The organism is Bifidobacterium porcinum (assembly GCF_055378475.1).
This window is the reverse complement of record NZ_AP029603.1, coordinates 659,953-671,637: the sequence shown is the minus strand read 5'-3', so window position 1 is coordinate 671,637 and position 11,685 is coordinate 659,953. Positions and strand designations below refer to the sequence as shown.

The window sequence follows — 11,685 nt, the reverse complement described above, 5'->3', positions numbered from 1 at the left end:
TTATGCGTGATGATGGTGTGGCGGCCTGTACACTGTCGGTGTCCCGGACCTACCTGCGCGCCGCTGCAAGGCTGAGGATGTGCCGGGCCATGATGTCGGCCGCGTCACGTATGCCATACTGCCAGGCGTGGTCGCCGAGCTCGTGCAAACGTTGCGGATCATCCAGCAGTCCGGCGATATGGTCGCGCACCCATGCAGCGGTGAAATCGCTGTCATTGACCATCATGCCGCCGTCCGCGTCGACAACCGGCTGCGCGTTGAAGCGCTGCTCGCCGTTGCCGATCGGCAACGGAACGTAGATTGCGGGCAGTCCAAGCGCGGTCAGTTCGCACACCGTGCCGGCCCCCGCCCGGCAAATCACCAAATCAGCGCATGCGAAGGCCAAATCGATGCGTTCCAAGTATTGCGCGACATGATAATCGCCCTGCCCGGCGTGGGCCGGATCAAGGTCGTTCAAGGCGTCCGCCCCGGCCTTGGCTGTCACGTCAGCTTCGACCTGCGCGATTTTGCCTTTACCGGTCAAATGGATGACCTGCGCACGCTTCAACAGGTCGGCTGCCGCACCGGCGACCGCCGTGTTGAGGCTCAACGCGCCAAGCGAACCACCGGTGATCACGACGACCGGACGACCGGGGTCAATGCCCAGCTGTGCGGCAGCCTGCGCACGCACCGCAGGATAGTCGGTTCTGATGCGAGCAGCGAGCTGCGCGATGGCGGGGCGCAACGGCAGGCCGACCCGCTCAATCGTGGTTCCTTTGCCAGGCTTCAAGCCGGTGTTTTCGTATGCCGTGCCGATAAAGGACGCCCATTTGGCGCCGAGCTTGTTGGCCATGCCCGCTCGGGCGTTTTGTTCGTGGATCACCACGGGGATGCCCATCGCGTGGGCGACAGAATACACGGGCGCGGAGGCGTACCCGCCGAAACCGACGACTACCTGCGCTTTTCGGCGCTCCAGAATCGCACGCACTTTGCGCTTTTCGCGGCTCCACCGCCACGGGAAGGTGAGCGCGTCCTTGTTCGGGCGGCGCGGGAACGGGACTTTTTCCACCGTATCCAGCTCGTAGCCGGCCTGCGGGACGAGATCATGCTCAAGTCCGACCGCCGTGCCGATGACACTCAGTCCGGCATCGGGTTCAATCCGCCGGATGGCGTCCGCGACGGACAACAGCGGGTTCACATGTCCGGCGGTACCGCCGCCGGCCAATACGATATTCGTCATGCTTTCAGCTCACCTCGTGGGTTGCCTTATGGTCCTGTACAGTACTGGTTTCGATGCCGCGGATACCACACGCGGCCATCCTCACTACTCTACCGCTCAGCTTGCCCGCCGCAACAGGCTCGCTTGTCGAAGCCGGGCAAATTAAGCTCCCGCATCCGCACACAGGCGCTGGGCATGGTCGCACCATTAGGAATTGAGCGGGTTGGTCGCCGAAGCAATCTGCGTCTCCTGGCGCATCATGCTGATGGCCACACCTGCTGCTGTCAGACACATGATCAATGACGAGCCGCCCGCCGACACGAACGGCATCGGCACACCCATCACCGGCAACAGGCCGATAACGACCATGATGTTGATAATCGCCTGGCCGACGATCCACACCGCGATGGAAACCAACGCAATCGAAGTGTACCGGTCCTTGGATTGCAGGGCGATGCATGCGAGGCACCATCCGATCAGCACGAACATGATGATGATAACGATTGCGCCGACAAAGCCAAGTTCTTCGCCGATGATCGCAAAAATAAAATCGTTGTGAGCTTCCGGCAAGTAGTTCCATTTCTCGCGGGAGTTGCCCAGCCCGACTCCGGCGAAACCACCTGATGCGAGCGCGTATTTCGCGTGGATGCTCTGATAGCAGGTGCCTTGCATTTGTGTGGTATCGCACGAGGTGTACGCCGAAAGCACGCGAGCGAGACGGTTCGGGCTTTGTATGACCAGCACTCCGGCGAGTACTGCGACCACGGCGCCCATGATGCCGAACCACGATTTCGGCATGCCGCCGAGCAGCAGTGCGATCAAGCCGATGATGAGAATGACCATATCGGTGCCCATATCGCGGCCGAGCATAACAAGCGCGCAGCAGATGATCAGCATGATGATTGGCACGACGTACGGCCGGTGATCTTTATCGGTGCTGCGTTGTTGGGCGATAACCACGCCGAGCGGCATCCACAGGCATACTGCGAGTTTCATGAACTCGGCTGGCTGCATGGTGAATATGCCGAGGTTGACCCATCCGGTGTTGCCCTGATAGTTGACGCCCAGCGGTGACATGGTCAGCAGCTGAAATCCCCATGCAATGATGAGAATCACGCCGGAACACCTGCGGTAGGCGAGAGCTTTCAAGCGTGACGCGCCGAAGCAGAGCACCAGACCGATCAGACAGAATTTGCCTTGGGTCAACGCCTGCGACCACGGGCTTTTCCCGCTGGAGATATTGCTGATAACCGAGCTGGAGAAGACCATGACCGTGCCAAGGAAGGTGAGGAACATGACCGCGCCGATAAAGCAGTGGTAGCACCATAGGGGGCTTTTGAGCATACGGATGCCGTGGGCGTCGCCGGTGGTGCTTGGGTCGATGACCGGCTTGCATGCCGCGGTGGTTTTTTCCACCGCCATAATGCGCTTGGGAAGCACACTGTCTTTGACTTGTTCCCACAAGCGGTGACGCGTCTGTGGGTCTTTAGCGCTTTTGGACTTAGGTGTCCCGGACGGGATGGCCCGCCGATTGCGCGCTGTCACTGCCGTCTTACCGCGGTATGGCTCGGCGCTGGCACTGTCTGCCGGCTTGCGAGACGGCCGCCGGGACGCCCGCTGGGCGGGTTGCGACCCGGTCGGGGCAAGAATGTCGAAATCCTCAGCGCCGCGGGCGTCATCCCGCCGCTGCCTGGGAAACACAGTGGACTGGGCTGTGCGCCCCTTATGTTCGCCGCGTCGCTTGGGGTCAGTGCTCGCCATGCGCATCAACCTGATGTTGTGCGGACCACTGTTGCGCCGAGCGGGCGAACTGGTCGCCGCGGTCCGCATACGAACGGAATTGGTCCATGGAAGCGCAGGCAGGCGCCATGAGCACGATGTCACCGGCCTTGGCATACGCCCCCGCAGCCTCGACGGCACGCTGCATGACCGTGGACGCGTCGGCAGGGTCGATGAGGGTGAGAGGAATATCAGGTGCTGAAGTCTTGAACGCGTCAATCATCGGCTCCTGGTCCACGCCGATAATCACGGCCGCCTTGATGGTTTTGGCCTGGTCGCGCACCAACTGCTCGAACCGGGCGCCTTTGGCAAGTCCGCCGGCAATCCACACCACGGATTTCGGGGCGAAGCTGGACAGAGAGGCATGCGCGGCATGCGCGTTCGTTGCCTTGGAATCGTCGACGAAGCGGATGTCGCCGCCCTCCACGTGAGCTGTCGCGACCCTCTGGATGCGATGCCCACCGGGAGCGAAGGACCGCAGCGCGTCCAAAGCCGTATTAAGGTCTGCTCCCGCTCCGAGCACCAGCGCGAGGGCAGTCAACGCGTCGGCGAGCAGATGCGGGTAGACCGTGCCATCCGGTTCACACAAATGACTGAATTCGGTGATTTTAGCCACTCGGTACGCGACACCCGGCACTGCTCCGGCGACACCGCTGCGGTCGACAATCCACCCCTCGTCCACGCCGATCTGCCCCTCTTCGGGCGCATGGAGGGTGAATCCAATCCTGTGGCAACCCGGCGCGGTCTGTGCGGCATGGGCCAAAGCGGTCACCCGAGCGTCGTCAGCATTGTAGACGAGCGCTTTGCGGGCCCGGTGGAAGACCTTGCTTTTATCCGCAGCATAGTTTTCGATGCCACCATGCCAGTCAAGATGGTCGTCGGCGATATTCGTGATGGCCGCGCACTCCAGCGCCAAGGAATCCGTGAAATGCAGCTGGAACGAGCTTAATTCGACGCACAACACGTCGTTGTCAGGATCGACTGCGGCATGCGAGACGGCTTTGCCGATGTTGCCGACCGCAGGCGCGGTGAGCCCGCACGCAGTGAGCATGGCCGACGTCATTTCGGTGGTTGAAGTTTTGCCGTTAGTACCGGTGATGCCGATCCACGGCGCCGGGCTGCCGGTACGGCGGGAATCGACCCGTAGCCTCCAGGCGAGCTCGACTTCGGAGTATACGGGGATGCCGCGGCGCTGCGCCTCAAGAATGAACGGGGTTCTCGGTGTGAACACCGGCGAGGTCATCACCAGATCGATACGGTCCCAATCGATATCGTCGAAGGAATGCAGATCGGCTTCGGGCTTGTGCTCGTCCACGCTGATCACCGACTTGGCACGCCCTTTGAGGACTTCGACCATACTGCGGCCGGATACACCAAGCCCCGCGACCAGGACCGTCTTGTCGGCGATCGATGCGCCGCCGTTACCTGTCTCGCCGCTCAATTCGTCGTTCATGTCATCTCTTTTCCGCGCTTGCGCGCAATCCGCAGGTTTTCGACACGACCCTAACGCCTTCCGGTTACGGGACGTAGGCTACAGCAACAATCCGGAACGGGTCACCCAATCGCCATAGAAGATCATGATGGCGACCAACGTGAACAGCAGTTCGATCATCCAGAAGCGGACGACGACCTTGCCCTCGCTCCAGCCGAGCAATTCGAAGTGATGGTGAATCGGGGCCATCTTGAACACGCGCTTGTGGGTGAGTTTGAAACAGCTGACTTGGATGACGTCGGACATGACCTCAATCACGAACAGACCACCCAGAATAATCGCAAGGAACTCCGTGTGCGTGGCGATTGACAGCGCGGAAAACAGGCCACCCAACGCAAGGGAGCCGGTGTCGCCCATGAAGATTGTGGCCGGATTGGAGTTGTACCACAGGAAACCGAAGCATGCGACCGCCGCGCATACGGCGATGATGGACAGGTCAAGCGGGTCGGATACCGCATATGCATACCCCTCATGACCGGCACCCTTGAGATGGTAGCACTCCCAGTAGGCGATAATCGCATACCCGGCGAAGGCAATCATCGATGAGCCGGATGCCAAGCCGTCCAGACCGTCGGTCAGGTTCACGGCGTTCGTCCACGCCGTCATGAGGAAGTTCACCCAGATGATGAACAGGATCATCGCACCGACTTTTCCGGCGGATTCAAAGTTCCAGAATGGCTTCTCGATGAAGCTCATACCGGCCTGCGCGCTCGGGAAACCTGATTTTGTGGGGATGATCAGCGCGAGCACCGCGTAGCAGGTCGCAAAGATGAACTGGCCGATGAATTTGGCGTGCACCGACAAACCGAGGTTCTGCTTCTTGCGGACCTTGGCGAAATCATCAATGAACCCGAGCAGGCCCATCGACACCATGGCGAACAGCACCAGCACCGCGGACCATGATGGCACCGAGCCGCCCGTGCAGAAGCGGTAGAACGCGGAAGCACCCCACCCGAGCACAATGGCAAGAACAATGATCAGCCCGCCCATGGTGGGGGTACCGCGTTTGACCTGATGCGATTTCGGGCCGTCCTGCCGGATGTACTGGCCGTAATGCAGCTTGTGCACGATGTTGATTAGCACTGGAGTGCCGAAGAACACGACCAGCAGCGAAACCACGATGCCGATGATTAGCGAAATCACTGTCTACTCCACTTCCTGCGCGACTCACAGAGCCTTATCGGACCAACGTTCAGCCAATGCGCTCAGCCCGGAAACATGCGACCCCTTGAGCAGCACCACCGTGTCCGGATGGTGCGCCGCGGCGGCCACAACAAGGCGATCGGCCTCGGCTGTGTCATGTACCCAGTGTATCGGGACGTCGGCACGGCCGGATGTTTCAAGGTACTCGCGGGCACCTTGGGACATGGCTTCGGCGAGCGCGTCGAAATGCTTGTCTGTGGCGCTGCCGACCGCAATCAGCTCATCGACGCCGTGGCTCAATGCATATTCGCCGATGCCGCGGTGCTGTTCGCGTTCGCTGTCCCCCAGCTCGAGCATCGCCCCGAGCACGCCGATGCGGTACGGTTGCACAGTCTCCTTGGCATGCCATGCGGCCAGACCGTCGAGGCCGGCCTTCATGGAATCCGGGTTCGCGTTGAAGGAGTCGTCAATCAGAGTGAACGAGACTTCCCCACGACGGACGGTGGACACGGCCATGCGATGCGCGCTGATGCGCCGCACGCTGCCGAGCACTTCAGCAACGCGTTCCAGCGGCATGCCACACCGGCGTGCGACCGTCGCGGCGGCGAGCGCGTTGACCACATTATGCCGACCTGTGATGCCCAGCGTCACCGGGGCGGTGCGCCCGTCTGCATCGACCAGAGTGAAGGACGGATGGCCCAAATCGTCAAGAGTCACGTCACGTGCGGTGATTTTCGGCGTGGAAGCGTCCTTCCGGACGTCCTCGATGCCGAACCACAGCACATCGGCTGGGGCGATGGCCTGCATCGCGGCCACATGCACGTCCCCCGCGTTGAGTACGGCGGTGCCATCGGGCACCAGGCCGCGCACGATTTCGCTTTTCGCCTGTGCAATGCGCTCCGGCGAACCGAATTCGCCGAGATGCGCCACGCCGACCTTGAGAACAACGGCGATGTCAGGCGGAGCAATCGTGGTCAGGTGCGCGATCTCCCCCACATGGTTCGCACCCATTTCAGCGACTAGGAACCGGGTGTTCCTGCCGACTTTGAGGGCGGTCAGCGGCAGACCGATCTCGTTATTGAACGATCCCACCGGCGCAATGGTCGGTCCCATGTCTTCCAGCAAAGCGTGCAGCAGGTCCTTGGTGGTGGTTTTGCCTACCGAACCAGTAATCCCCACGATGGTGAAATCGCCTTTCGCCTTGCGACGGGCCGCAAGGTTGTAGGCTGCGAGACGCCCCAACGCCTCGACGCAATCATGGACAAGGATCTGGGCGACCGGCGCGTCCACGACATGCTCGACGATGGCCGCCACAGCACCGTTTTGGGCCGCTTTTCCCACGAAATCATGGCCGTCCACATGCTCACCGGGAATCGCCACAAATACCGACCCGGCGCCCGCCTGACGCGAATCGCTGACCACTGCGGGTTCGAACGGCCCCTGCGGCACCTGCACCTGGCTGGGTACCACCAGCTTGCCGTCCACGGCGTCGGCGATCTGTTCAAGGGTCACCGGCATCATGCCCGTTTCCTGTGTCATCTTTCGTTCCTTCCTGCTCGTCTGCACAAGTTGTTCCCTGCCCATGTCTTTATTGTCCGTCTACGACACGCCGACTATGGCAATGCTGTCCAATCATCCGACCTCGAAAAACCATACATACTGCCACATATCGGTGCAGTGTCCATATCTCGCCACTGCCATTCACTGCATCTCGCTCGATACGCGCAATGCGTTGCGGATATTGGATTTGCGCACGCCGGCGGCCATAACCATCGCGATGGATAGGCTCAGTCTCGACGCATCGCCGACGCCGGCCGACCCATCAACCGCTTCAGCGGCGATTTCATCGGTTTCAGCGTCACGCTGATAAATCATCTGGTTGTTGCCTTCCAAGGACAGGCCGTAGCGCTGCGTCCAATCAGCCAATGTCGTCTTGAGCAAGGTGGGCGTCAACGCATCACAGCTGCCGGCGACATCAACACTGGTACCTTCGAGCGCGTGATCCGCAAGGGTACCCGGTTCAAGGGCAATGATGATTGCAGCTGCACCGTCTTCGGCGCATACCGCCATCGTGTGTTGAATATCGTAGATGTCAAGCGGATAGGACAGGTTGAGCTGCCGTTCCAGCGATGATGAGCCGGCGGCGTTGACCTGTCCGACGGGATTGCCAAGCATATGCAGGAATGTGGCGAGGCGGATGGCTGTAGCCTGCACCTCATCGCCGTCCTGACCGCCGACCGCGAATACCGCTAGTGCGCGGGACGGCTCCCCCGCGATTGAAGCCGCAAGGGCACCGATTTGTTCAGGCGTCGGCTGCGCAATGATCACCGGATATCCAGCCTGCCTGCCCACCTGCTCGCTCGTGTGGGGAACGATAGCAGCATACGCGCCGCGAGTATGAGCGATGTGCAAGGTCTCTGCATCCACATCCTGCAACGGGGTGAACAGCGCTCCAGGCATAATCGAATCGATATCGCTGCTGATTGAAGTGATGGTTACACTGCCAGCAAATTGGGGAACGAGCTCGAAACCGTAACGCGAGCAGATGTCACCCAGCGTCATCCGCCGTCCTACGGCCTCAGTCACCACGCTCATCACACGCCCCTTTCTGTTGGTATGCCCTGTTGTTTGCACGGTACTGTCGGGCAGACCGAATGCCGTACCATGCCGGTCACCACGTCACCGGGATAGCATCGGTACGCGGCGCGGATGCCGGCACCTGATACTTCTGCATAAGGAATTCACCGATGGTCTTGAAGATTGGACCAGCCGTCATACCACCATAGGTGCCCTCCGGGTCCTTGAGGATAACAGTGACCACGAACCGCGGATTGTCGGCGGGGAGCACACCTACCCAGTCGGCGATGATCGACGTGAGTGCCCCGTTGGAGCCGGCGACCTGCGCGGTGCCGGTTTTCGCCGCGATACGGTACCCGCTGATACCGGCCTGCGCCTGGTAGTATTCACCGACCGACTCCATGGCGTTGAGCATCTGGCTCGCCACGGATTCATCGATGACCCTAGTCGCTTCCCCGCGTTTCGGTGTTGTAGCCCGACCATCGGCGTCGGTCACGGATTTGATGATGTACTGCTGGTTTTTCACACCCTTATTGGCTATGGTCGCAATCGCGTTTGTGATCTGCAGGGCGTTGGTCGAGTAGCCTTGGCCGAACAGCACGGTGTTGCGGGTACGGCCGTCCCAGGTGCTCGCGCTGGTCAGCGAACCGCTGGACTCTCCCGGCAGATTCAATCCGCTGGCCTGACCGATGCCGAATTTCTTCAGGAACTCATAGCGTTCCTCGCTGGTGTACTGGTCGGCAGCCATGATCATGCCGACGTTCGAGGACTGTTGCAGAATGCCGGCGAGCGTCCAATTGGTCGTAGCATGCTCGTGCGAATCCTTGTATGCCTGACCGTCCACGGTGATGGTGCTCGGCACGCTGAATTGGTCGGTCATCTTGTGCAAGCCAAGCTGTAACATGCCCGCCATTGCGAACACCTTGCCGATCGAGCCAGGCTCGAAAGTCTGCGCGACGGCACGGGATGCGGTTTGCATTGCTTCGGTGCTGCCGGCCTCAATCTGGTCGGTATCATCAAGCGCAATGATCGCACCTGTCTGCACGTTCTGGACGACCGCGATACCCCACTGTGCGTGGTACTGGCTTACGCCGTCCGTCAGCGCCTTCTTGACATACCAATCCACATCGGAATCGACGGTGAGCTTGACATCCGAACCGTTGACGGCATCCTTCGAATCAACCAGCGTCCCCGGAATCACCTGGCCGCCGCCGCCACTCTGATACTTTTTGGAGCCGTTGGTGCCGGTCAGGGTCTTGTCCTCAAGCAATTCGATACCGCTAACGCCCTTGCCGCTGCCGTCCACACCACCGAGCAACGAGCCCAGCAGCGCACCGTTGGAATACTCTCGGATGCTGGACAGTTCCGTGGTCACGTACCCGCCGATATTGAGCTTGTCGATTTTTCGTTTGACTTCCGGGGACACATTCTTCTTCAGCACCACGTACCGCAGATTGCTGCTGAGCTTCGCTCCCAAAGTTTTCGCATCCACGTCAATCACGCTGGACAGCAGTCGCGCGACGGCCGCCGCACCGGTCGTTCCCACCGGTTTGCCGTTGATGGAATGGCAATAGCCCTTGTTGTTCGTCGTGCAATCGGTCGGCTTGAACGACTGTGCAAGCACCGGGTCGCCGATGACATTGTAGCGTTCGACACTCTGTGCGAGCACCGTGCCGTTCGTGTCCTCGATCTTGCCGCGGTTGGCCTGAACCGTCACCGTTTTCGTACGATTCTCCTCGGCGGCCACGGCAAGTCCCTTGTCATTGACCAGTTGCAGAACCGTCAACTTGCCGACGCAAGCCGCGGACAACACGGCGAATGCCACCAGAACCAGCAGGCAGCGCGTACCGAACTGTCCAAGCGCATCGAAGAAACGCCTGATTCTTCGCATGTCATTTGCTCCCGTCGCTAGGTTGGTAGCCGTTCAAATCAATAGTGACGGAATCCTGTTGCGGAACCATACCCATATCCTGGGCCTTCTGTGGCAAGGACGCCTGTAATGAGTCGAGTTTTGTCTGGTCCGTCTGGATGTCCTGCTGGAGTTTCTCGATCTGCTGCTCAGTCTGCTGCGATTCGAACGAGTTCTCCGCCATTTGGGTGCGCAAGGTCAACGACCCCACCGCAGTCGCGCCAAGGAACGCGAGAGCGATGCCCACCTGGATCACCGGAACAGTGTGCGAGCGCGTCCATTCGATGAAGCTGCGGAAACGATTCTGCGAGGACGCGACGTCGGCCTGCTCGCTTTTGACTACATGCAGCTCCGGGCGCGCGGCTGCCCGACGCGTCTCTTGTTGACGCTCGGGATGACTGGCCGGAGACGCCTGTGAGCGGATTCTACGGGCGGAAGCTGCCATCATCCCCTCCTCGATCCATGGTCATGCCGGGTGCCTTTCATGTGGATTGCACGGGTCGAATGGGTGAAATCGCCATGTGTGTCATTGCGACCATGGGCGTCAGTGCGGCCACGCGAGGCACGCCGGTCACGGCCACCACCTTCGACCGCCATCTGTTCGAAGCGTTCACGCCACCGTTGAGGCAGTTCACGATTCAGCTCGACGGCACGCAGCCGTACTGACGCAGATCGCGGATTTTCAGCGATCTGCTGATCGTCGGCCATGACAGCGCCTCGGGTCAGCGCGGTGAAGAACGGCTTCGCGTCATCGGGAATGACAGGCAGCCCCGCGGGCACGTCCGCTTCAAGACCGTGACGCATAAAGGATTTGACGGTCTTGTCCTCAAGCGAATGGTAGGACTCGACAACCAGTCTGCCGCCGACCGCCAGATGATTCGCGGCCTGTGGCAGGGTATGGGCGAGTTTGTCCAGTTCGCCGTTGACTTCGATGCGCAAGGCCTGGAACACGCGCTTCGCCGGATTGCCGGCCGGGCGGTGCGCCTTGGGAACCACGCGGTCTACAAGGCGGTTGAGCTGGCCAGACGTCGTCAATGGCTTCTCCCCACGTTCCTGCACGATTGCATGGGCAATCTGCCGGGCGAACCGCTCCTCGCCATAGGTCTTGAAAATGTGGACCAGGTCGCCCTCGTCGTATTGCGCAAGCACCTGGGCTGCCGTGAGCTTCTGCGTCACGTCCATGCGCATGTCGAGCGGGGCGTCATGGGAGTAGGAAAAACCACGGTCCGTCTCATCAATCTGCAAGCTGGAAAGACCCAGATCCATAAACACAGCCTGCACGCTACGCACGCCGAGATTGTCAAGGACCCGGTCAAATTCGTCGAATGCCGCATGCACCGGGGTGAACCGGTCATCCAAACCTTCTTCATGCATCCGCTGTGTGGCAAGGGACAACGCCTCGCTGTCACGGTCGATGCCAATCAGGCGGGCCTCGGGGGCTGCTTTGAGGAACGCACACGCGTGCCCAGCCAGGCCCAAGGTGCAATCGACGACAATGCTGTCGGGACGTTCAAGCGCCGGAGCGACGAGTCCTACGCATTCCTCAAGCAAGACCGGCTGGTGGATTTGAGAGAAATCAGTCATCGC

General features: G+C 60.5%; 9 protein-coding genes. All 9 read right to left on the bottom strand.

Features of this window, described 5'->3' with window-relative positions:
* Window positions 1-49: 49 nt before the first annotated feature.
* Entirely contained in the window at window positions 50-1,219 is a 1,170-nt protein-coding gene (locus tag ACZ41G_RS02440) for a UDP-N-acetylglucosamine--N-acetylmuramyl-(pentapeptide) pyrophosphoryl-undecaprenol N-acetylglucosamine transferase (RefSeq protein WP_464145738.1), read from the bottom strand.
* A gap of 186 nt (window positions 1,220-1,405) precedes the next feature.
* Entirely contained in the window at window positions 1,406-2,542 is a 1,137-nt protein-coding gene (locus ACZ41G_RS02435; protein WP_169741104.1) for a peptidoglycan glycosyltransferase FtsW, read from the bottom strand.
* Window positions 2,543-2,945: 403 nt separating this feature from the next.
* Window positions 2,946-4,430 (bottom strand): UDP-N-acetylmuramoyl-L-alanine--D-glutamate ligase, encoded by a 1,485-nt coding sequence (gene murD / locus ACZ41G_RS02430; protein WP_464145736.1) that lies wholly within the window; start codon window positions 4,428-4,430, stop codon window positions 2,946-2,948.
* A 78-nt stretch (window positions 4,431-4,508) separates the two neighbouring features.
* Window positions 4,509-5,612 carry a phospho-N-acetylmuramoyl-pentapeptide-transferase gene (gene mraY, locus ACZ41G_RS02425; protein ID WP_033505088.1) on the bottom strand — a complete coding sequence of 368 codons (1,104 nt, stop codon included), beginning with the start codon at window positions 5,610-5,612 and terminating at the stop codon, window positions 4,509-4,511.
* A gap of 24 nt (window positions 5,613-5,636) precedes the next feature.
* A complete protein-coding gene (locus tag ACZ41G_RS02420) occupies window positions 5,637-7,133 on the bottom strand; it encodes a UDP-N-acetylmuramoyl-tripeptide--D-alanyl-D-alanine ligase (RefSeq protein ID WP_033505143.1) in 1,497 nt (498 codons plus the stop codon).
* Between the two features lie 180 nt (window positions 7,134-7,313).
* Entirely contained in the window at window positions 7,314-8,207 is an 894-nt protein-coding gene (locus ACZ41G_RS02415; RefSeq protein ID WP_033505087.1) for a hypothetical protein, read from the bottom strand.
* Between the two features lie 76 nt (window positions 8,208-8,283).
* Window positions 8,284-10,080 (bottom strand): peptidoglycan D,D-transpeptidase FtsI family protein, encoded by a 1,797-nt coding sequence (locus ACZ41G_RS02410; RefSeq protein ID WP_464145733.1) that lies wholly within the window; start codon window positions 10,078-10,080, stop codon window positions 8,284-8,286.
* 1 nt (window position 10,081) lies between these two features.
* Window positions 10,082-10,543: a cell division protein FtsL gene (ftsL, locus tag ACZ41G_RS02405; RefSeq protein WP_033505141.1), complete on the bottom strand. Its 462-nt coding sequence runs from the start codon at window positions 10,541-10,543 to the stop codon at window positions 10,082-10,084.
* The gene (rsmH, locus tag ACZ41G_RS02400; protein WP_464145731.1) at window positions 10,543-11,682 is read right to left on the bottom strand and encodes a 16S rRNA (cytosine(1402)-N(4))-methyltransferase RsmH; all 1,140 of its coding nucleotides are present in this window, start codon (window positions 11,680-11,682) and stop codon (window positions 10,543-10,545) included. The genes ftsL and rsmH overlap by 1 nt, the downstream gene beginning before the upstream one ends.
* Window positions 11,683-11,685: the final 3 nt, after the last annotated feature.

What these genes read in the sequence shown, in the direction of transcription:
- murD (WP_464145736.1), bottom strand. Translation starts at nt 4,430, where the DNA reads ATGAACGACGAATTGAGCGGCGAGACAGGTAACGGCGGCGCATCGATC.
- ACZ41G_RS02410 (WP_464145733.1), bottom strand. Translation starts at nt 10,080, where the DNA reads ATGCGAAGAATCAGGCGTTTCTTCGATGCGCTTGGACAGTTCGGTACG.
- ftsL (WP_033505141.1), bottom strand. Translation starts at nt 10,543, where the DNA reads ATGGCAGCTTCCGCCCGTAGAATCCGCTCACAGGCGTCTCCGGCCAGT.
- ACZ41G_RS02415 (WP_033505087.1), bottom strand. Translation starts at nt 8,207, where the DNA reads ATGAGCGTGGTGACTGAGGCCGTAGGACGGCGGATGACGCTGGGTGAC.
- ACZ41G_RS02420 (WP_033505143.1), bottom strand. Translation starts at nt 7,133, where the DNA reads ATGATGCCGGTGACCCTTGAACAGATCGCCGACGCCGTGGACGGCAAG.
- ACZ41G_RS02440 (WP_464145738.1), bottom strand. Translation starts at nt 1,219, where the DNA reads ATGACGAATATCGTATTGGCCGGCGGCGGTACCGCCGGACATGTGAAC.
- ACZ41G_RS02435 (WP_169741104.1), bottom strand. Translation starts at nt 2,542, where the DNA reads ATGCTCAAAAGCCCCCTATGGTGCTACCACTGCTTTATCGGCGCGGTC.
- rsmH (WP_464145731.1), bottom strand. Translation starts at nt 11,682, where the DNA reads ATGACTGATTTCTCTCAAATCCACCAGCCGGTCTTGCTTGAGGAATGC.